This window comes from Halalkalibacter hemicellulosilyticusJCM 9152 (assembly GCF_000513115.1).
Classification (GTDB): Bacteria; Bacillota; Bacilli; order Bacillales; family Bacillaceae_D; genus Halalkalibacter; species Halalkalibacter hemicellulosilyticus.
On sequence record NZ_BAUU01000022.1, the window covers coordinates 34,386 to 54,570 of the forward strand.

22 protein-coding genes are annotated in these 20,185 nt (G+C 38.2%); 17 read left to right on the plus strand and 5 right to left on the minus strand.

Going from position 1 to position 20,185, the window contains the following annotated elements; genetic code table 11:
* Positions 1-13 precede the first annotated feature (13 nt).
* The 8 genes from aroE (at position 14) to JCM9152_RS14300 (ending at position 5,172) form a co-directional block, all read left to right on the plus strand.
* Positions 14-856 carry a shikimate dehydrogenase gene (gene aroE / locus JCM9152_RS14265; RefSeq protein ID WP_035345642.1) on the plus strand — a complete coding sequence of 281 codons (843 nt, stop codon included), beginning with the start codon at positions 14-16 and terminating at the stop codon, positions 854-856.
* The gene (yhbY, locus tag JCM9152_RS14270; protein WP_035345644.1) at positions 850-1,140 is read left to right on the plus strand and encodes a ribosome assembly RNA-binding protein YhbY; all 291 of its coding nucleotides are present in this window, start codon (positions 850-852) and stop codon (positions 1,138-1,140) included. Before aroE ends, yhbY begins: the two co-directional genes overlap by 7 nt.
* A gap of 47 nt (positions 1,141-1,187) precedes the next feature.
* Positions 1,188-1,763, plus strand: a complete 576-nt coding sequence (locus tag JCM9152_RS14275; RefSeq protein ID WP_035345647.1) for a nicotinate-nucleotide adenylyltransferase — start codon at positions 1,188-1,190, stop codon at positions 1,761-1,763.
* Complete coding sequence (gene yqeK / locus JCM9152_RS14280) at positions 1,753-2,325, plus strand: bis(5'-nucleosyl)-tetraphosphatase (symmetrical) YqeK (RefSeq protein ID WP_035345649.1); 573 nt, start codon at positions 1,753-1,755, stop codon at positions 2,323-2,325. The genes JCM9152_RS14275 and yqeK overlap by 11 nt, the downstream gene beginning before the upstream one ends.
* Positions 2,326-2,332: 7 nt before the next feature.
* Complete coding sequence (rsfS, locus tag JCM9152_RS14285) at positions 2,333-2,683, plus strand: ribosome silencing factor (RefSeq protein ID WP_035345651.1); 351 nt, start codon at positions 2,333-2,335, stop codon at positions 2,681-2,683.
* Positions 2,683-3,540, plus strand: a complete 858-nt coding sequence (locus tag JCM9152_RS14290) for a CvfB family protein (RefSeq protein ID WP_035345653.1) — start codon at positions 2,683-2,685, stop codon at positions 3,538-3,540. Before rsfS ends, JCM9152_RS14290 begins: the two co-directional genes overlap by 1 nt.
* A gap of 14 nt (positions 3,541-3,554) precedes the next feature.
* Positions 3,555-4,301 (plus strand): class I SAM-dependent DNA methyltransferase, encoded by a 747-nt coding sequence (locus tag JCM9152_RS14295; protein ID WP_035345655.1) that lies wholly within the window; start codon positions 3,555-3,557, stop codon positions 4,299-4,301.
* A gap of 85 nt (positions 4,302-4,386) precedes the next feature.
* Positions 4,387-5,172, plus strand: a complete 786-nt coding sequence (locus tag JCM9152_RS14300) for an SDR family oxidoreductase (RefSeq protein ID WP_035345657.1) — start codon at positions 4,387-4,389, stop codon at positions 5,170-5,172.
* Positions 5,173-5,294: 122 nt separating this feature from the next.
* Here the strand turns inward: JCM9152_RS14300 and comER are convergent, their stop codons facing one another.
* Entirely contained in the window at positions 5,295-6,131 is an 837-nt protein-coding gene (gene comER, locus JCM9152_RS14305) for a late competence protein ComER (protein ID WP_035345659.1), read from the minus strand.
* Positions 6,132-6,223: 92 nt separating this feature from the next.
* On the minus strand, positions 6,224-6,475 hold the full coding sequence (locus tag JCM9152_RS14310; protein WP_035345661.1) for a DUF2533 family protein: 252 nt from the start codon (positions 6,473-6,475) through the stop codon (positions 6,224-6,226).
* Between the two features lie 63 nt (positions 6,476-6,538).
* Here JCM9152_RS14310 and JCM9152_RS14315 point away from each other — a divergent pair, with 63 nt between their 5' ends.
* The 3 genes from JCM9152_RS14315 to JCM9152_RS14325 all read left to right on the plus strand — a co-directional run bounded on the left by JCM9152_RS14315 (position 6,539) and on the right by JCM9152_RS14325 (position 10,253).
* The gene (locus tag JCM9152_RS14315; RefSeq protein ID WP_052015976.1) at positions 6,539-7,153 is read left to right on the plus strand and encodes a helix-hairpin-helix domain-containing protein; all 615 of its coding nucleotides are present in this window, start codon (positions 6,539-6,541) and stop codon (positions 7,151-7,153) included.
* A gap of 213 nt (positions 7,154-7,366) precedes the next feature.
* Positions 7,367-7,945 (plus strand): ComE operon protein 2, encoded by a 579-nt coding sequence (locus JCM9152_RS14320; protein WP_035345663.1) that lies wholly within the window; start codon positions 7,367-7,369, stop codon positions 7,943-7,945.
* A gap of 4 nt (positions 7,946-7,949) precedes the next feature.
* Entirely contained in the window at positions 7,950-10,253 is a 2,304-nt protein-coding gene (locus tag JCM9152_RS14325; protein WP_052015978.1) for a DNA internalization-related competence protein ComEC/Rec2, read from the plus strand.
* 63 nt (positions 10,254-10,316) lie between these two features.
* Here JCM9152_RS14325 and JCM9152_RS21975 read toward each other — a convergent pair whose 3' ends face one another.
* Positions 10,317-10,454 carry a YqzM family protein gene (locus tag JCM9152_RS21975; protein ID WP_035345665.1) on the minus strand — a complete coding sequence of 46 codons (138 nt, stop codon included), beginning with the start codon at positions 10,452-10,454 and terminating at the stop codon, positions 10,317-10,319.
* A gap of 443 nt (positions 10,455-10,897) precedes the next feature.
* Here JCM9152_RS21975 and holA point away from each other — a divergent pair, with 443 nt between their 5' ends.
* On the plus strand, positions 10,898-11,917 hold the full coding sequence (gene holA, locus JCM9152_RS14335; RefSeq protein ID WP_035345714.1) for a DNA polymerase III subunit delta: 1,020 nt from the start codon (positions 10,898-10,900) through the stop codon (positions 11,915-11,917).
* Positions 11,918-11,964: 47 nt separating this feature from the next.
* Here the strand turns inward: holA and rpsT are convergent, their stop codons facing one another.
* On the minus strand, positions 11,965-12,231 hold the full coding sequence (gene rpsT, locus JCM9152_RS14340; RefSeq protein ID WP_035345668.1) for a 30S ribosomal protein S20: 267 nt from the start codon (positions 12,229-12,231) through the stop codon (positions 11,965-11,967).
* A gap of 183 nt (positions 12,232-12,414) precedes the next feature.
* Here rpsT and gpr point away from each other — a divergent pair, with 183 nt between their 5' ends.
* From gpr to lepA, 4 genes are all read left to right on the plus strand, one after another.
* Complete coding sequence (gpr, locus tag JCM9152_RS14345) at positions 12,415-13,527, plus strand: GPR endopeptidase (RefSeq protein ID WP_035345670.1); 1,113 nt, start codon at positions 12,415-12,417, stop codon at positions 13,525-13,527.
* Between the two features lie 219 nt (positions 13,528-13,746).
* Positions 13,747-14,916, plus strand: coding sequence for a stage II sporulation protein P (gene spoIIP / locus JCM9152_RS14350; RefSeq protein WP_035345672.1), 1,170 nt, complete (start codon positions 13,747-13,749; stop codon positions 14,914-14,916).
* Between the two features lie 10 nt (positions 14,917-14,926).
* The gene (locus tag JCM9152_RS14355) at positions 14,927-15,250 is read left to right on the plus strand and encodes a DUF3679 domain-containing protein (protein ID WP_035345674.1); all 324 of its coding nucleotides are present in this window, start codon (positions 14,927-14,929) and stop codon (positions 15,248-15,250) included.
* 337 nt (positions 15,251-15,587) lie between these two features.
* Positions 15,588-17,408, plus strand: coding sequence for a translation elongation factor 4 (gene lepA, locus JCM9152_RS14360; RefSeq protein ID WP_439644209.1), 1,821 nt, complete (start codon positions 15,588-15,590; stop codon positions 17,406-17,408).
* A 217-nt stretch (positions 17,409-17,625) separates the two neighbouring features.
* Here the strand turns inward: lepA and JCM9152_RS14365 are convergent, their stop codons facing one another.
* The gene (locus JCM9152_RS14365) at positions 17,626-18,621 is read right to left on the minus strand and encodes a DUF3231 family protein (protein ID WP_035345678.1); all 996 of its coding nucleotides are present in this window, start codon (positions 18,619-18,621) and stop codon (positions 17,626-17,628) included.
* Positions 18,622-18,980: 359 nt separating this feature from the next.
* Between JCM9152_RS14365 and hemW the strand changes: the two genes are divergently transcribed.
* A complete protein-coding gene (gene hemW, locus JCM9152_RS14370; protein ID WP_304503403.1) occupies positions 18,981-20,132 on the plus strand; it encodes a radical SAM family heme chaperone HemW in 1,152 nt (383 codons plus the stop codon).
* Positions 20,133-20,185: the final 53 nt, after the last annotated feature.

Here is a 20,185-nt window from a genome sequence, read left to right on the forward strand (position 1 = left end):
GAGGTGAGTGCAAGTGAAATCAATTTTTGGATTGTTGGGACACCCAGTTGGACATTCAATGTCACCACTCATTCATAATGATGCATTTATTTCATTAGGAATGGAAGCAGAATATCATGCTTTTGATGTTACACCTGAGTTGTTGAAGGAAGCTGTGGCAGGGATACGTGCTCTAGGTATTATTGGTTGTAATGTAACGGTCCCTCATAAAGTCGCTGTCATGAAATATTTAGATGAAATAGATGAACAAGCACAACTAATCGGAGCTGTTAATACGATTGTTAATGATAACGGTCGATTGATTGGATATAATACGGATGGAAAAGGTTATGTTGAATCATTGCTTGAGCTAGAACCCGTGCTTAGTGAAAAACGCGTTTTAATCATTGGTGCAGGCGGGGCAGCGCGTGGCATTGTGACGGCACTATTGGGTAGAGGGATAGCAAGTTTGACTATAACAAATCGCACAATTGAGAAGGCGAAACCTTTTAAGAAATTAGCTGAAACGTTTGATACGAGAACGGTTCTGATGACAAGGGAAGAGGCTGAAAGTAAGGCAAAAGAATTTGATGTTATCATTAACACAACTTCTGTTGGGATGAGCCCTCACATAGAGCAATCACCTTTTTCTTTAGAGAACATTAGTGACCATGTAGTCGTTAGTGATTTAATCTATAATCCAATTGAAACTGCCTTATTAAAGGATGCAAGAAAACGAGGTGCCAAAACATTAAATGGCGTAGGAATGTTCGTTAACCAAGCGGCTTTATCATTTGAACAATGGACAGGCCAGAAGCCTAATCGTGAGAAAATGAAACAGCTTGTTTTGAAACAGCTAGGAGGGAAAACATGTTAACAGGTAAACAAAAGCGTTATTTACGCTCTAAAGCCCATCACCTACAACCGATATTTCAAGTAGGTAAAGGTGGCGTTAATGAAAATATGAGTAAGCAGATTTCCGATGCTTTAGAAGCACGTGAGTTGTTAAAGGTTAGTATATTACAAAACTGTGATGAGGATAAAAAAGATGTCGCACAAGCTTTAACATCGTCTACTGGTGCAGAGCTTGTACAAATCATTGGCCATACAATTGTTTTGTACAAAGAATCTAATGAAAACAAAGAGATCGTCTTACCGTAAAAGTTAAAAGTCAAACTATTTTAGTGCCCTCTAAAAGGAGTGGAAGTATGAAGCGAATTGCTCTATTTGGGGGAACTTTCAATCCTCCTCATCTTGGTCATATGCTAATGGCGCAAGAGGCGCTCTATACATTTGAACTTGATGAAGTGTGGTTTCTACCTGTTGGACGCCCTCCTCATAAATCTGATCATGATTTGGCGTCTAACCAGGATCGGTTAGATATGTTATTGGCAAGCATTGATGGTCAAAAATCATTTCATATTTCAACGGTTGAACTTGAAAGAGAAGGGCGTTCTTATACAATTGATACCGTTCGTTTATTAAAAGAAATGTATCCGACGCATCATTTTTTCTTTTTGATTGGCGGTGATATGATTGATTATTTGCCAAAATGGGAAAAGATAAATGAACTCTTGAAACTAATATCTTTCATTGGCGTTTCACGACCTGGAGCCAAGTCTCAATCAAGCTATGCTCAATATGTTAAGCAATTCGACATGGTTCAAGTCGACCTTTCCTCTTCCTCTATTCGTAAACGTGTGAAGGAAGGGAAACCTATTACGTATATGGTTCGAGATAGGGTAGCGTCGATTATTAAGGAGAGGGGATTATATGAATCGTGAGCAAGCTTTAGCGATTGTTAAGCAGCATTTAACAGATCATCGGTATGTTCACACGCTTGGAGTAGTAGAGTCTGCTGTTGAACTTGCGAGACGATTTGGAGCAGATGAAGGTAAGGCGGAATTAGCAGCTATCTTACATGATTATGCGAAGTTTCGAAATAAGGATGAAATGCGTACTCTAATAAGAGACCATCTTCAAGATCACACCTTATTGGAATATAGTAGTGAACTTTTACATGCACCATGTGGAGCATACTATGTCAAGGAAGAACAAGGAATAACAGATGAAGATGTTTTGAACGCTATACGCTATCATACAACGGGCCGTGTAGGCATGAACTTGTTAGAAAAAGTGGTTTTTCTAGCGGATTATATTGAACCTAATCGTCAATTTCCAGGCGTTGATGTTGTCCGTGAGATCGCAAAGGTTGATCTAGACGAAGCGATTATTCAAGCATTAGAAAATACAATTACGTTTCTTATGAAGCGCCGTCAATTAATTTACCCTGAAACAATGGCAACCTTTAATGATTTAATAACAAAACAAAAAAAGGAGAAGTGATGCATACATGACATCCTCAATTTTACATCTAGTCGTTCAAGCAATGGATGATAAGCGTGGCGAGAACATCGTTGCATTAAATATGAAAGGTGTGTCGGTGATCGCTGACTATTTTGTCATTTGTCATGCTAATTCAGATAAGCAAGTACAAGCGATTGCAGAAGAAGTGAAGAAGTCTGCTCAAAAAGAAGGAATTGAAATTAAGCGCTTGGAAGGCTTTGATCAAGCTAGATGGGTTTTAATTGATTTAGGAGATGTCGTCACTCATGTTTTCCACAAAGATGAGCGTCCATATTATAATTTAGAGAAGCTATGGGGCGATGCACCTGAAGTGGCTCTTGAAGGAGTTATAGACTGATGACACTGAAGCCGGGGTTATCTGTGACAGTAGAAGTTGTACGTAAGACGGATTTTGGATTTTTCGTTAGTGATGGTAAAACGGATCTACTCCTTCATCAACGTGAGATAAAGGGAGAAATTGAAATAGGTGATAAAATAGATGTCTTTTTATACCATGACCATCAGCAGCGCTTGGCAGCAACGATGGAGGAGCCGTTATTGAAGAATGGCGAGATAGCGTGGCTTGAAGCGGTTACGGTTAAAACAGGTCATGGGGTGTTCTTTTATAATGGGATTTCACGTGATTTGTTTTTGTCGATGGATGAATTGCCATACGATCGAAGCCTTTGGCCACAGCCAGGAGATAAGCTTCCCCTTTCTTATACTTGGGATAAGAAAGGACGATTAATGGCTAAAATGATGAGAGGTCAGGCAGTAGAAAAAGACGCTATTGCTGCAGAACAATCATTGAAAAATAAAGAAATTACTGGGTACGCCTATCACTTTTTAGATGATGGTACGTTGCTTTTCTCTGAGGAAGGTTACTTGGCTTTTTTACATGATGATGAAGTGACTGATCCTATTCGTTATGGTCAGCGCCTTACTGTGCGAGTGGTATTTGTTCGTAACGATGGACGTGTAAATGTGACGACAATGCCGATACGATCAGAGCAACAATCTGAGGATGCGGATAAAATTATGGAGTATTTAGAGCGACGAAATGGTGCAATGCCGTATTGGGACAAAACACCACCAGAAGATATTGAAGCGCGCTTTCGAATAAGTAAGGCTAAGTTCAAGCGTGCTCTTGGTAAGTTAATGAAAGAAAAGAAAATTGAACAACGTGATGGCTGGACTTATTTACGAAAGAGTTAAAGGGAGTTAATAATATGAGTTATCAATCGTTTGCATCCGTATATGATTACTTAATGTCAGAGGCTCCATATGATAAATGGCTATCTTTTACGAGGAGAAAGCTTGAGGAGAAACAGAAGTCTTTTTCGAACTCGTCCATTCTAGATATTGGTTGTGGGACAGGAGAAATGCTTATTCGTTTTCATAACAATGGTGCAAAGCAATTAACAGGGATCGATCTTTCTATTGATATGCTTTCTGTAGCCCATAAGAAATGTGAGCAAGTATCTTGTTCACCGTTTCTAATACAGCAATCGATGTCAGAATTTCAAACTGAAAATCAGTATGAGTTAATTACGATTTATTGTGATTCAATCAATTATTTAGAAACAGAAGAAGAAATGAAGGAAACGTTTCGACGCTGTTATGAGCACCTTAAAGAGGATGGGTTACTCCTATTTGACTGCCATTCAATTTCGAAAATAGCTCAATTTATTGGAGAAACTTATACAGATGATGATGAGGATGTTTCATACATTTGGAACTCCTTTTCCGGAGCGGTTAATAACAGTGTTGAACATGAGCTGATTTTTTTTCAACGAGGTGAAGATGGACGGTATGATCGTTATGAAGAATTACATAAACAACGTACATATCCCCTTCAATCATATGTAAATTGGTTAGAAAGAGTTGGTTTTACTGTTGAATCAGTAGAGGAAAACTTTACAGAAAATCAAGCGACTGATGAAAGTGAACGTTTGTTTTTTTCTTGTTCGAAGTAGTACAGAGTCTAGGACATAACAAAAGTGTTTAAACGTTAAAAAGTGTAGCAAAGGGACAAATTGGTATAGAGGGGAGAGAAGAATCATGGAATTAAGCTTCATTGGGAAAGTGGCAATTGTAGCAGCTTCAAGTCAAGGTTTAGGCAAAGCTATTGCGGAACAACTCGTACAAAAAGGGGCAAATGTCATGATTTGTGGACGAGTCCTGAAAAAACTGCAAAAAGTAAAAGAAGAGATCGACTTTAAGGTTAATGGAAAGCTTGATTATATACAGTGTGATTTAACGAATCCAAATGACATTAAAAAGTTAGTCGACACAACCCGTCAGACGTTCGGATCAATCGATATTATAGTTAATAATTCAGGTGGTCCGAAAGCTGGAACATTTGATCAGATCACGGATGAAGATTGGGAGCACTCATTTCAATTAAATCTTATGAGTTATGTTAGATTAATTCGAGCTGCTCTACCAGACCTGAAGCAATCAGGTGGCAGAATTGTTAATATTGCATCTGCTTCGGTTAAACAACCGATTCCAGGGTTATTGTTGTCTAATACATTTCGAACGGGAATTGTCGGTTTAGCGAAAACATTAGCTGAAGAGCTTGGTCCATATAACATTTTAATTAATACGGTGGCTCCAGGCAAAATTGCTACGGATAGAGTAGCTGAATTAGATCAGTATACTGCTGAAACAAAACAGAAGACGAAAGAGGAAGTAGAGCAAGCCTCTATCGATGCGATACCGCTTAATCGCTATGGTACGCCAGAGGAATTTGCTAAGGTAGTAGCCTTTTTAGTATCTGAAGAGAATACATATATGACGGGTAGTACCTTTTTGATTGATGGTGGTATGGTGAAGTCGATTTAAAGGTATATATAATTATGAAAAAAATTTTAACAAGCAGGATTTTTAGTAAATGTGTCGTAATTAATTCAAGTAGTAGAGGGGTTCAATTGATATGCCCACAATCGTATGAACCCCTCATTGATTTATCTTTTTCTTGTATGTTCATTCATCAAGTTGGAAATGAGTTCTTGATCTTCATAATATTTTGCATGTGTTTGTTGAAAGAGATGATCAAACATATAGTCAACCTCTTGTTCTAAAACTTTAATTCCCTCACCTGTAATGCCTCCAGGTACACAGACACGCTCTTGTAGAGTTGGTAAAGTGTAAAATCCCTTTTCAAGTAATTTTCCTAATCCAATTATCATATTGGTTGTCAGAGTTGTTGCATCTTCCTTTGAAATCTGAGTCTGCCTTGTTGCGCCATCAATAAATTGTTGAAGCAAATAGCTCATAAATGCAGGTCCACAACTAACAATATCTGATGAAACACGAGTGATGGATTCGTCAATAACGAGTGGTTTTGATATAGTGGACATAAGTTCATAAATAAAGGCTCTGTCAGCTTCCTTGCACCGTTCACCAAAGCTTAATAAAGACGGACCTGTCATTGCTCGGTTTAAGATACTTGGAATTGCTCGAGCAACTTTGCTCGGAATCATTTCCTCTAATTGTGAAACCGTAATAGGACTTGTAATTGAAATAAGTATTTGATCTGAGTTTAAATGATCCTTTAGGTCACGTAAGAGATTAGGAAATTGAAGCGGCTTTACACAAACAAAGATAAGGTCGCAATGCTGCACTAAGTTTGTGCTCGATTCTACGACCTCAATCATTGGAAGCTTTTCTGACAACTCATAGGCTTTTTCAATTGAACGGTTTGTCATCATAAAGTCATGATCCCTATATACATGAGCATCGATAAAGGATTCTAATAAGATTGTGCCCATACTCCCTGTTCCGATAACTCCGATTTTCATCGTACATTCCTCCCGCCATTCAAAATTCACATACTTATTATAATGAACTATATGAATGCACGTTTGAAACTATGCGGAAAGAATATCAATCCTTACCGTAAAATGTATTCTTTCACCATTTGCTCTGTTACTTGTTTTCGCATTGGAAATTGGAAGGCTGAAGCAATGGAATTCATTTCTGTCGTAATTCGGTTTATTTCATTTGTCTCAAAATGTTGTCCTGCTTTTGCAAGCGAAAGTGCTTCTTCAATGGCGTGTTCTCTTTCTGCGTCTAGTTTTAAAAACTCTTTCTGTGCTTGGCGATGCTTTTTCACTTGTTCTGCAATTTGTAAATGTACGGCCATAGTATAATCTCCTCGTTTCAAAAAAAGAAATGTCTGTATAACAGAATAAAGGAAGTGAGCTAAATGATCAAGAAGATTCAACGTTATAGGAGACATGTTGGTGTAGGAATTGTTGTTTTATTGTCAGTTGTGTTGATTTACTTATATACGAATCCTCTGGAAAATGAAACAGTTGACATTGATTGGGGACAAGCTTCATTGGATTATGCGGGAGAAATAGAAGATGAGGCTATAACAGAGCCGTTAAATGAGTTGATTATGGTTGATATTAAAGGTGAAGTTCAACGTCCCAATGTTTATTCATTGCCACTTGGAAGTCGGGTATACGAAGTGATTGAGCTAGCGGGTGGGCTAACAAAGGAAGCTGATGAACGACAGTTGAATTTCGCTCAAGTAGTAGAAGATGAAATGGTCATTTATGTCCCAGCTTTTGATGAATTGTGGGATCCGGTTAATATTCAACAGGCAAATGGTCTAGAAACAGGGAAAGTTTTTATTAATACAGCAGATGAAAAGGAGTTAGAAACGTTACCAGGAATTGGCCCACAAAAAGCAGCAGCTATTATTGCTTATCGAGAAGAGAATGGACCATTTCGTTCAGTAGAAGAATTACAAAGCGTTTCTGGTATTGGCGAGAAATCTGTTGAGCGTTTAGAAGGAGAGATTGATTTTCGATAATACACTAACGCGCTTTTCTTAATAGGTAAAAATTTATAAAATCCGACGAAGAAATAAGAGAAGAATTGAAGATGCTAGCGGGATATTCAATGAAGAGCATTTTCTTCGCACGTTACAACGCTAATAAGAAAAGTCGCTGTCGCGTTTGTCTTAGTTGACGTTTTTTAATAATTTTTCTACACTAACGTAAGTAAAGAGAAGAGGTGTGCTTATATGGAGAGAATTTCATGGGATCAATATTTTATGGCTCAAAGTCATTTATTAGCTTTGAGAAGTACATGTACGCGTCTAATGGTTGGGGCAACTATTGTTCGGGATAAACGAATCATCGCAGGTGGCTATAATGGCTCGGTATCAGGTGGAGCTCATTGCATAGATGATGGCTGTTACGTTGTAGAAAATCATTGTATACGGACCATTCATGCAGAGGTCAACGCACTGCTACAATGTGCAAAGTTTGGTGTTGGAACAGAGGGTGCTGAAATCTATGTTACTCATTTCCCGTGTGTTCATTGTTCGAAGGCTATTATTCAAGCAGGTATTAAAAAAATATACTATGCAACCGATTATAAAAACCACCCTTATGCAGAAGAGATGTTTAAAGAGGCTGGTGTTGAAGTGAAGCAAGTTGAACTAGAAATGCTCAGTGTGGATCAGTATCATTTGGACAAGCTTAAGTTTACTGCTGAGCTATTGGAAAAGCTTGAAGGTGCGGGTATTGAACAAGAAGAATTACTTCGATTACGCGATGAGGCAAACACGCTATATACACAAGCTCCTATTAAGGGGTAGTCAAATGCTTCGATACTTACCTCTTATTCCTTATATGGCAACGCTTGGACTTATTATTTCGTTACGAGGTCCAAGCATACTGCTGTATCTTCTTTTCCTTCCTATTCTCGTATTACTCCTTTCCAAAAAACACTCGTTTCGACCATTATTATTTATACTATTTTTACCTTTTTTGTTATTTGTATGTATTGGTTTTTATGTCAAAGACGATACGTCTGTATTTAATGGGGAAGAACAAGAGTTAGAAGGAACGATCATTCAAATTCCCCAAATAGACGGTGATCGAATGGCATTTCGCCTTCGAACGCTTGAAGGTGAACTGGTTGAGGTTCGGCTCTTTTTTTTAACGGAAGAAGAGAAGGAATACGCATTAACGTATGGGCCTGGTGATATCTGTCAAATCAGTGGGGCGTTAACAACACCTAATCCCCCTACCAATTTTGCTCAGTTTAACTATCCGAGATATTTGAAAGAACATAATATGTATTGGGTATTACAAGCTGTTCATCTTCATTGTATACAGCCTTCAACTTATTCTATATCCGAGAGGCTACAACGCTGGCGTTGGCATCACATGGAGAAATTGGAGCAGAATCTAAGCCCTGAAGTAGCGAGTGTCGTACATGCCCTCGTATTTGGAGATCGCACATTAATGGATGAATCTGTGTTAGAGGCATATCAACGACTAGGCGTCATTCATTTATTGGCTGTTTCGGGTATGCATGTAGGGTTAGTCGTTGCTGCTAGCTTTTACCTTATGATCCGATTTGGAATAACACGTGAACGAGCACTTGAATGCTTAATTGTTTTTTTACCTGTTTATATCGTGATTGCTGGTGCAGCTCCTTCAGTAATACGTGCAAGTTTTATGACGATTGTCGTGCTGCTTTGTCTACGTCTAAAGCAAAAAATTCCCCCACTTATCGGCGTTACAGCTATATATCTCCTTTATTTATTTCTCTCACCTTATTCCTTATTTCAGCTTGGTTTTCAGCTTTCTTTTCTTGTTTCCTATGGTTTGCTTTTATCAGCTAAAACGATTCGTAGCTATACCTCTTATTGGAGTCAACTCATAGCTGTAACAATGATTTCACAACTACTTTCTCTTCCTATTTTGTTATGTCATGTGTATGAAATTGCGTGGCTTAGCTTACCTATGAATTTGTTTTTTATTCCACTCATTACATTCGTCTTTTTGCCTTTATCGTTTATTGGATTTATTATTTCGCTCTTTCTCCCCATTACTTTTAATGCTGCATTTTATGTATTAGAATGGATGGTTCCGCTTAGTCATCATATTTTAACGATGCTATCTAACAAGACATTTGCAACTATCGTTGTTGGTGAGCCTTCAGAGTGGATGGTTGTGTTTATGTATGTGGTCATTTTCTTTTCGCTGCTTTGCTTTGAAAGGCGAAGTAAACATTGGTGGAAATGGCCAAGTATTTTACTACTAGTTGTGCTAGTGATTCAAATAGGAAAGCCGTATGTGGACTATCGTGCACATGTAACGATGATTGATGTTGGGCAAGGAGACAGTTTTTTAATTGAGCTGCCCTTTCGTCGAGGCGTGTATTTAATTGATACGGGAGGTCAGCTTACCTTTGTTAATGAACAATGGCGTGAACGTCGAGCCCCATTTGATGTAGGGAAAGATATTGTTGTACCTGAATTGAAGCAAAGAGGGATTGGTCGATTAGACGGTTTAATTCTGACTCATGGTCATGCTGATCATATTGGTGGAGTAGAAGCAGTAGTTAATATGATTCAAATAGATAAAGTGTTATACAGCTTTGGTGAAGTAGAAGGAGAGCTTGAGAAGAAAGTCTTAACGACATTAGCTCAGCACGGTACCGTTATTCATTTTGTTAAGGATGGTATGAGCTTTGAGAAGGATGGCGTGACATTTTATATATTAGCGCCAGTTGGACAGGAACAGGAGCTAAATGATCGTTCAATAGTATTGTATGTTGAATTGGAAGGAATGACGTTTCTATTTACAGGTGATCTAGAAGAAAGTGGAGAGCGTATGCTATTGCAACGCTATCCTGATTTGCAGGTTGATGTACTTAAAGTAGGTCATCATGGTAGTCGTACTTCGACGACTGCTCCGTTTTTAGAGCAATTGGATCCATATGCAGCATTTATTCCAGTAGGGCGCTCAAATCGCTATGATCATCCTCATGAAGAGGTCATTGAACGATTGGCGAATCATGGTGCGTTCATTTGGCGTAGTGATCAAGATGGAGCTGTTCGATTGACTATTCATAATGGGAAGGTATCTATTACTAGGGCAATGATGCAATAGGAAAAGCCCACCTATGCATAAAAGCGATAGATGAGCCTCTCTTTACATTGCCTACTTTTGATTTTAGAAACCAGAGAAAATATCAACAATTGATGCGATGATAAAAAGTGTGGCAAAAAAACCAAAAGATACAACAAAGGCAACACCAGAGTCAATTGCATCATTTCGTTTACTTTGAACTTCTTTTTCAAATTGATTCATCTGGCACCCCTCCTTTTCCCTCATAAGTATAAGTGATGCGTAAAAAAAAAGCTAGACCGATTCAATTAAAAGGAGTTGATTCAATGAATTGTTCAAGAAATCGTTCACATTTTTAAGTGAGATGAAGGGAAATTTCTTTGCTTCTTTCGTATCGTCGGCGAATTGAAACAACTGTAAAGAGTTGTCACCTATAGTTTTAAATCGCATAGGATACTATAACTAGTGCAGGGGCGATTTATCGTTGTGAGTGTGATTACCCGGGGTCACAGTTCATGGCGTTTATTATAAATGGGGGCTTGGCTAATACGAGCTTAAGCCTCCTTTGCAAAACTTATACTTGTCATTTTTTCATGAATTGTCTAAGCTAAAGACACAAGTAGATGATTCCATGCGTAGCTTTTCCAATAGATGAAAAACTATGCATGCAAAATGGGGAATGAATGGTGTCTTATTTAACAATAAAAAAAGAAGTGGAAAAGGGAAAGATTGCTCCCGTATATTTCATGTATGGCCTGCAATCATTTCTAATGGAAGATATTATACAAGCTATCATTCGACAACAGGTTGGCTCATCGGACGATCCTAATGTGATTACATATAATGTTCAGGAGACGTTAATTGACCTTGTGATTGAGGAGGCAGAAACAGTGCCTTTTTTCGGTGGGAATAAGGTGGTCATCGCAAAAGATTGTCTTTTTGTAACAAGTGCTAAACAAGATACAAAGCTTGATCATAATTTAAAGGTGCTTGAGCAATACTTGGAAAATCCTGTACCTGAAACAGTTCTTATTATTTGTGCACCTTATGAAAAACTAGATGAACGCAAAAAACTAACAAAGCGTTTGAAAAAGCAAACCGTCGTCGATTGTTCTCCATTTGATTTGAAAATGACAGAACAATGGCTAGAGGAACAAGTTAAAGCAAAAGGAGTTTCATTTGTTGGACAAGCGAAGGAAAGGTTAGTCGAGCGAGTAGGTATTCAGCTACTCCAGCTTTCGTCAGAAATAGAAAAGCTCACCTTATATGTTGGTGAACAAGGGGAGATAACGGAGGGGGTTGTAGACTTATTAGTTGCACGCTCACTTGAGCAGGATGTCTTTGCTCTAATTGAGTATGCAGTGACAAGGAGAGTGGATCGTGCATTAATCATTTATCATGATTTATTAAAATTGAAAGAGGAACCACTCAAGATTCTTGCCTTGATCGCGCGGCAAATTCGTATTTATTATCAAGTGAAAGAAATGTTAAAAAAATCTTTTTCACAAGGTGAGATTGCATCGCAACTAAAGCTTCATCCGTATGTTGTTAAGTTAGCAAGTAAGCAAATAAGACGTTTTACAGAGGGTTTTTTACTACAAATGCTTGAAGCGATAGCAGATGTTGATTATGCGATTAAAACAGGAAAAATGGATAAGGTACTCGCTGTTGAATTATTATTAATGAAATTTTCTGAAGATGGATAGAGAACATAAAAAAACCGGCAGAAAGCCGGCTTTTTTATTGCTTCTAGTTAGGCAGAAAGTCCGTTTAGACGCTTAGATAAGCGAGACTTTTGGCGAGAAGCGGCATTTTTATGGATAAGTCCTTTACTAGCTGCTTTATCAAGGCGCTTTACAGCATCTTTGAAAGCTACTGTAGCTGCTTCCTTTTCGCCAGCTTCTACTTTTGCTTCAAATGTTTTGATTGAAGTACGAAGAGCTGATTTAACAGCGATGTTTTGAGCACGACGCTTGTCGTTTGTTTTTACACGCTTAATGGCTGATTTAATATTTGGCATTTATTTCACCTCCTGAGTCATCACCTATCATGAACGGTTCGAAACCTTGTATTCAGGCGATTCTACAACAAGAAGGATTTTACCAAAAACGGCGCTTAAATGCAATAGGAGAATGAAAACTGTCTGCTTAGCACACGCTATGATCATAGAAAAATTTTTGCTTGCTATTAAGGAGTGATCATTGTGACGGAAGAGTTAGATTTAAGCCGTTTCCAAATTCGTACAGATTTAGCTGTTGAGGCTCACCAAATTGCTGTTGAGGAACAAGAAAACAATGAACAAAGTGTCGATGTCACAGGTGTACAGATTGAAGAAGAAACTATTGATGATGTCACTATTACTCGAGTTACGATTGATGAAAAGGGTGCAGATCGATTAGGGAAGAAACCAGGACATTATTTAACATTTGAATCTCTAGGGATTCGTAAAAAAGATACCGATATTCAAGAGAAGATGGAGCGAGTGTTTGCAAATCAGTTTAGTGCATTCATGAAAGAGATCGGAATCGGGCCAAATGATACTTGTCTCATTGTCGGACTTGGTAATTGGAATGTAACACCAGATGCACTTGGTCCTATCGCTGTGGAGAACTTGCTTGTTACAAGACATTTATTTGAATTAGCTCCTGAGCAAGTAGAGGATGGTTTCCGTCCTGTTAGTGCAATATCTCCTGGGGTCATGGGGTTAACTGGAATAGAAACGAGCGATGTTATCTTTGGAGTAATTGAAAAAACGAAGCCTGATTTTGTCATTGCCATTGACGCCTTAGCCTCTCGTTCTATTACGAGAGTCAACTCAACGATTCAAATAAGTGATACCGGCATTCACCCAGGCAGTGGGGTAGGAAATAAACGTAAAGAAATTAGTAAAGATATACTTGGAATCCCTGTCATTGCTATTGGAATTCCAACGGTTGTCGATGCGGTTTCAATTACGAGTGATACGATTGATTATGTTCTGAAGCATTTCGGACGAGAAATTCGAGAAGGCAATCAGCCGTCAAGGTCACTTGCTCCAGCTGGTATGACATTTGGAGAGCGCCGTACATTGACAGAGGAAGACTTACCAGATGAGAAGAAGCGTGAAACGATCTTGGGAATGATCGGTACATTGCCAGAGCAGGAGAAGCGGCAGCTTATTCAAGAGGTCTTATCCCCGCTTGGTCATAATTTGATGGTGACGCCAAAGGAAGTGGATGTGTTTATTGATGATATGGCTAATGTGATTGCTCAAGGGTTAAACGCTGCTCTACATGAACATATTAATCAGCAAAATGTCGGTAGCTTTACTCATTAATGTTACTTAGTTAAATATGGTGAATGATAGGCTACGAAGAAGGTTGCTCCTACCTTCTTCGTAGCTTTTTTTGATGAACTACAAAATCAACTTAAATATAACTTTGCTATTTTCTTAGTTCTTTTTTTCACTCACATTCATATGGTGGAATGAGGTCGTTTCTTTTACTTAACGTATTGATGTTGTTTTCAATGTAGCTAACTGATAGGAGATGAGACGATGAGAAAGAAAAGACAGTTAAGGTTTGGTGTCGGTGTAAACCGGACAAGCATAAAGAAGCTATTTTCATTATTTATTATTGGGATAATGGGATTATTTATTTTCACTGGTATTCTTACTTCGTTTGAACCAGGACATGGACTAGCCTCGAATCAAATTCATGAATGGTCATCAACGATTAAAGGGGAGCATTTTCTGTACTTATTAGGAATGGAAAATCATCATTTTCATTCCGTTTTGCCAGATGATAGCGAGCCCCCTAGTATTAGCTCTGTGTTGTTTGAAATCGCTACAAGCATTACTCCAAATGATCCTAGAAGTTTACTCGGAAGGGAGCTACCTGGGTTTGCTTTATTTGATGGTAGTATCTTAATAGCTGGGGAAGGAACGGATTATACGAATATACCTGTGGAATCAGCCCCGCCGATGGATGTCATCTTAGCAGAGCGTGAGGCGACACAGGAAAGCTTAGAACGTCTTGAACAATTAGAGCGAGAGCGTGAAGAGATAGAAGAATCAACGGATGGACGCAAGGTTGTTCACATTATTCATTCTCATAATACGGAATCGTTCTTACCTGAATTAGAAACAAATGAACCAAATGAAGCATTTCACAATAAAGTGAATATTACACTAGTGGGAGAGAAGTTATCTCAGGAATTAGAAAAGCGTGGGATAGGAACAGAGGTAGAGGAACGGGATATCCAGGAGAATTTGCGAGAGAAAGGTTGGAATTATCCACAATCGTATGATGCTTCAAGAAATTTTGTTGAAGAAGCTATGCAGGAAAATAGTGATCTGCAATATTTCTTTGATATCCATCGTGACTCTCTTCCAAGGGATCGCACGACCGTAACGATTAATAACGAAGAATTTGCACGAACAGTATTCGTTATTGGTGGAAATCATGAAAACTATGAAGAGAATTATCAGCTTGCAAAATCACTCCATAATGAATTGGAAGAGCATTACCCAGGATTAAGCCGTGGTGTTATATTAAAAGATGGTCCTTATACGAATGGACGATTTAACCAGGATTTATCAAGTAATTCGGTATTAATCGAATTCGGAGGAGTAGAAAACACATTAGAAGAAACATATCGTGCTGCAGAGGCTGTAGCGGAAGTATTTGCTGAATTTTATTGGGATCATCATGCCGTAGATGGATAGGAGGATCAAAATGAAACGAGCTCTATTATCAATCGCTGTTGTCAGTTTGTTCCTTTTATTTGGAATATTGCTTGGTGTTCAGCTTGTAAGTGAAGAACTTGGAATAGATAAGCCTATCCCGCTTGAGATGAATCAAATCGAAACGAAGCTTCAAAATGAAAGCTATGAAGAGATAGTGGATAAAGGAGAAAAGGTGGAAGAGATAGGGCGGTTTAATTTTTTCTCAGATCTAGGAGAAGGGATAGCAACTGGTTTAAATAAATTGAGTCGAGCTTGTCTTTCAAGAATGGTTTCTACGATTTATTATTTGAACGGTAATGAGGCTTCAAATTAAAAGGATGAGAAAGTATAATGATTGCGAATGTAAATAGTTTCCACCTTGTTTGATATTGATGCTATTGAAAAGGTACAAATCCATGTTTAATACCTTTAATTGGATTAGTAGTGGCTTTACTCATTGCTCGCCTGATACGAGAAACCGACTCGTATCAGGTTTTTCAAAATAGGTAACGGTTTGGCACATTGATTAAAGAACACCGAAAAAGGAAAAAAGTTTTCAACCTCCTTCAACCTACTTTCTTAAGTAGCTTTTATTCTTAGTTGATAGATAAGTGGGTGAAAGGTATAATACAGTGTAGTGTTCTGTACGATTTTGTAGGAGTGATCATGTGATGAATAATGAACAGCGGTTAGCGCGACAATCAAGGATAAGGAACTTTTCCATTATCGCGCACATTGACCACGGGAAATCAACACTTGCAGACCGAATTTTGGAGCAGACGGGTGCATTGACTGACCGTGAAATGAAAGATCAAACGCTAGATGCAATGGATTTAGAACGTGAACGAGGGATTACAATTAAGTTAAATGCTGTTCAGTTAACGTATAAGGCTCAAGATGGGGAAGAATACATCTTTCATTTAATTGATACGCCTGGACATGTCGATTTTACATATGAAGTGTCACGTAGTTTAGCGGCCTGTGAGGGGGCGTTGCTTATCGTTGATGCGGCTCAAGGAATTGAAGCGCAAACGTTAGCGAATGTCTATTTGGCGCTTGACAATGATTTGGAAATCCTGCCGGTCATAAATAAAATTGACTTGCCGAGTGCTGAGCCTGATCGAGTGAAACAAGAGGTTGAAGATGTGATTGGATTAGATGCATCAGGAGCTGTATTGGCATCAGCGAAAAATGGAATAGGAATTGAGGAAATATTAGAGCAAGTTGTGGAGCTAGTTCCAGCACCTCAAGGTAATCCACAAGCACCATTGCAAGCGTTGATTTTCGATTCATTGTATGACTCGTATCGGGGTGTAATTGCTTATATACGAATTGTTGAGGGAACGGTTAAGCCGGGTCAGAAGATTAAAATGATGGCAACTGGTAAGGAGTTTGAAGTTCAAGAAATTGGAGTCTTCACTCCAAAGGCTGAGAAACGTGACGAATTAACGGTTGGAGATGTTGGGTTTTTAACGGCGTCCATTAAAAATGTGAGTGATACACGTGTAGGGGATACGATTACTGACGCAATGAGACCTGCAGATGGGCCATTACCAGGATATCGACGTATGAACCCGATGGTTTATTGTGGGCTGTATCCAGTTGATACAAATGATTACAATGATTTACGAGAAGCGTTGGAGCGTTTAGAATTAAATGATGCTTCGTTACAATATGAGCCTGAGACATCACAAGCATTAGGTTTTGGTTTCCGTTGTGGCTTTTTAGGGCTTCTCCATATGGAAATTATACAAGAGCGTATTGAACGTGAATTTGGGATTACGTTAATTACAACCGCACCAAGTGTTGTTTATAAAGTATTGACGACAAGTGGGGAAGAGGTAACGATCGATAACCCTTCCAATATGCCCGACACACAAAAGATTGATCAAGTGGAGGAGCCGTATGTGAAAGCAAAAATTATGGTGCCAAATGAATTTGTTGGTGCGATTATGGAGCTTTGTCAAGGAAAGCGCGGTATCTTCATTGATATGCAGTATTTAGATGATATACGCGTGCAAATTGTGTATGAGATTCCATTATCGGAAATCGTCTATGATTTCTTTGATCAATTGAAATCAAGTACGAAAGGGTATGCGTCTTTTGACTATGAATTAATTGGATATAAACCTTCGAAGCTCGTTAAGATGGATATTTTACTTAATGGTGAGAAGGTTGATGCTCTTTCTGTTATTGTTCACCGGGATTTTGCATTTGAACGTGGAAAGGCGATCGTTGAAAAACTAAAGGAATTAATCCCTCGTCAACAATTTGAAGTTCCGGTGCAAGCAAGTATTGGAACGAAAATTATTGCCAGGTCAACAATTAAAGCGATTCGTAAGAACGTGTTGGCAAAATGTTACGGTGGCGATATTTCTCGTAAACGTAAGCTACTTGAAAAGCAAAAAGAAGGTAAGAAGCGGATGAAATCAGTAGGAAATGTCGAAGTACCGCAGGAAGCCTTTATGGCTGTTTTGCGTATGGATGATTAAAGGATTAGAAGAAACTAATAGAGTGATTCGTATTTCTATCGAATGAATAGTGTGTCAATCTCCAAACGAAACGCATAGATTTCAAATTTAACTGCACTCCAATATGTAGGACTAACCTAACATTGGAGTGCAGTTTTTATGGTTTTGTGATCAGATAACTTAAGGTGATACTCTGAGAAGTCGAGTATACTTTTTGAATGCTATTATGTTCAACATTTTATTTGATTAAATTCTTTCGATTAGCAGAGATAGGTGGAAGCTCTAACCAACCATTATGAATCATTAGCTCTGCACCATCTTCGGCATAAAGGCCGACATTGGCTAGTTGCTTTGAATATTTTGCAGCAATATCCCTACGGAAACTTAAAGCGATAGACCCGCCTATATTAGCTAAGGAGATAGCTGTTATCGTATTTGTTTGAAACATCATAAGTTTATCCGAAAAAACAGGAACTGTAACATCTGTCACTTCAGCATCCCATGTCATAGGTGCAGGTAAATTACTTTCTTCTAAAAGAGTTTGTAGCGCACTTAAAATGCTTTTCGATAATTCTACTCCCCTTAAGAAGTGCTTTCTCACTTTTTCTATTTGAGATGTTTGCGCGAATCCAAGTAATAAAGATTTACCATGTATGTTATTCGTGTAATTCATATATATGTGTGTAATTTCTTCTGCTGTTAACGGTCTTCTTTCTCCAAGCCATCCCTTTAGGAAGTTCTCGTTTTTAATTAATTCAGGTTCCTTCGGAGTAGGCAAATGTGGGGGACGAACAAATATACCTTTATTTAGTAATAATTGTTTTGTGGCATCTTCTATTGCTACAGCATCGGTTAAATATTTGTTATATAGCTTTCTGATATCTTCTCGTGCAGCCGCGGAGATGGCAGCTCCATTTGATGCAATTCCAGCTTTGCTTAAGCTCCTAATGAAATAGAGAAAGTATGTATCAGAAAATAATCGAGGTGCATTCAAATTTACATCTTCTAACGAGAAGCCAATTGGAATTGGAAAGTCTTCACGCTTAAAAATAGTTTCTAATTCCATTAAATGATTCTGTGAGGTAGTTAATGTTAATTTAATGATTGATTTAATTTCTGAATCTTCTACTTTAGCTAAAAAGTACTTTAACATGGGAATACTTGCGCTTTCGGTCATATAACTAGACCAAAGAGAACCAATTTCTGTCGCAGTTAACCTTATGTGCTCACTCACTTTATTACCCTCCTGATTTTTTACGAATAAATATATTTTTGCCTATAATTTACATATTATGTATCGATTTGAAAAGGATTGAACTTATATGGAAAAAAGTGCTGAGTAGAATATTTTACAATTCATACAAGAGAAGTATTTTAACCTTATAAAATAACAGATCATTTAGTTGCTAGATTCGATTAGATACTTTAGAATACAAATGGAGATACAATTTTGTTAGTGAAAGCATTTATGGCTATTCTATCAATGGGTGATTAAATCAAATGGGGGTGTTCCACTGGGACACCCCCATCATCTTGAAAAGGTTTGCTTTTAATTTTTCAATGTTCTTCAACATGAATGAAAGGAGGGGTCTGGTGGTAAAAGCAGCATATATTCATATCCCTTTTTGTGAGCATATTTGTTATTATTGTGACTTTAACAAAGTCTATTTGAAAAACCAGCCAGTGGATGAATATATTGAAGCTCTATTAACTGAAGTAAGGCGCTCTGACGTATATTCTTATTCGCTGGAAACAATCTTTATTGGCGGGGGAACACCAACGGCTTTGTCTGCAGAGCAATTAGAACGACTTTTAAAAGGTATACAGCAAGTGATGCACTTGGATCGTTTACGAGAATTTACAATTGAAGTGAATCCTGACAGTATTGATGATGAAAAGCTATTGGTCTTAAAGGATTTCGGCGTAAACCGTCTAAGTATGGGTGTTCAAACCTTCGATGAAAAGTTATTGAAGGAAATTGGGCGAACTCATAATCGGAGTAGTGTGCACGATGCAGTTGAGCGTGCAAGAGCTTTAGGGTTTCAGAATATTTCTCTAGATCTAATGTTCGGTTTACCGAAACAAGAACCAGAGCATTTTCGTCAGACATTAAAAGAAGCTTTAGCGCTAGAGATTGAACATATTTCAGCCTATTCGTTAAAGGTAGAGGAGAAGACGATTTTTTTTAATAGGAAGCGTCAAGGCAAACTAACACTTCCTCCAGAAGAGGATGAGGTGGAAATGTACAAAGATTTACGTGCATTGACGGCGAAAGCGCAGCTAGCACAATACGAAATCAGTAATTTTGCTAAGAAAGGCTTTGAAAGTCAGCATAATCTCGTTTATTGGAACAATGAAGAATACTTTGGTTTTGGTGCAGGTGCTCACGGTTATTTAAATGGAGTACGTTACCAAAATCACGGTCCAATACCGAAATATTTACGAGCAATTGAGCAAGGAAAAATACCGATCGTATCGAACCATCACGTGAGTAAAGTGGAGCAAATTGAAGAACAAATGTTTTTAGGCTTACGAAAGCTAGAAGGTGTAAGCAAAGACGAATTTCGGGATAAATTTGGTATGTCTATACACGATTGTTTTTCGAAACAACTTCATACACTACAATCGCGAGGGCTTTTAATCGAATCTGTAGATCGTATTCAACTGACAGCCGAAGGATTACTATTAGGTAATGAAGTATTCGAACAATTTATTGCGATTCTTGAGGAACAATCAATTAATTAAGTGTTTTTATTGACAAATGACAGTCCATTTGGTAATTTATCATTAGATTTAGC

Coding starts and splice junctions, on each gene's coding strand:
- yhbY (WP_035345644.1), top strand. CDS start 850: ATGTTAACAGGTAAACAAAAGCGTTATTTACGCTCTAAAGCCCATCAC.
- JCM9152_RS14275 (WP_035345647.1), top strand. CDS start 1,188: ATGAAGCGAATTGCTCTATTTGGGGGAACTTTCAATCCTCCTCATCTT.
- yqeK (WP_035345649.1), top strand. CDS start 1,753: ATGAATCGTGAGCAAGCTTTAGCGATTGTTAAGCAGCATTTAACAGAT.
- rsfS (WP_035345651.1), top strand. CDS start 2,333: ATGACATCCTCAATTTTACATCTAGTCGTTCAAGCAATGGATGATAAG.
- JCM9152_RS14290 (WP_035345653.1), top strand. CDS start 2,683: ATGACACTGAAGCCGGGGTTATCTGTGACAGTAGAAGTTGTACGTAAG.
- JCM9152_RS14295 (WP_035345655.1), top strand. CDS start 3,555: ATGAGTTATCAATCGTTTGCATCCGTATATGATTACTTAATGTCAGAG.
- JCM9152_RS14300 (WP_035345657.1), top strand. CDS start 4,387: ATGGAATTAAGCTTCATTGGGAAAGTGGCAATTGTAGCAGCTTCAAGT.
- comER (WP_035345659.1), bottom strand. CDS start 6,131: ATGAAAATCGGAGTTATCGGAACAGGGAGTATGGGCACAATCTTATTA.
- JCM9152_RS14310 (WP_035345661.1), bottom strand. CDS start 6,475: ATGGCCGTACATTTACAAATTGCAGAACAAGTGAAAAAGCATCGCCAA.
- JCM9152_RS14315 (WP_052015976.1), top strand. CDS start 6,539: ATGATCAAGAAGATTCAACGTTATAGGAGACATGTTGGTGTAGGAATT.
- JCM9152_RS14320 (WP_035345663.1), top strand. CDS start 7,367: ATGGAGAGAATTTCATGGGATCAATATTTTATGGCTCAAAGTCATTTA.
- JCM9152_RS14325 (WP_052015978.1), top strand. CDS start 7,950: ATGCTTCGATACTTACCTCTTATTCCTTATATGGCAACGCTTGGACTT.
- JCM9152_RS21975 (WP_035345665.1), bottom strand. CDS start 10,454: ATGAATCAATTTGAAAAAGAAGTTCAAAGTAAACGAAATGATGCAATT.
- rpsT (WP_035345668.1), bottom strand. CDS start 12,231: ATGCCAAATATTAAATCAGCCATTAAGCGTGTAAAAACAAACGACAAG.
- spoIIP (WP_035345672.1), top strand. CDS start 13,747: ATGAGAAAGAAAAGACAGTTAAGGTTTGGTGTCGGTGTAAACCGGACA.
- JCM9152_RS14355 (WP_035345674.1), top strand. CDS start 14,927: ATGAAACGAGCTCTATTATCAATCGCTGTTGTCAGTTTGTTCCTTTTA.
- lepA (WP_439644209.1), top strand. CDS start 15,588: ATGAATAATGAACAGCGGTTAGCGCGACAATCAAGGATAAGGAACTTT.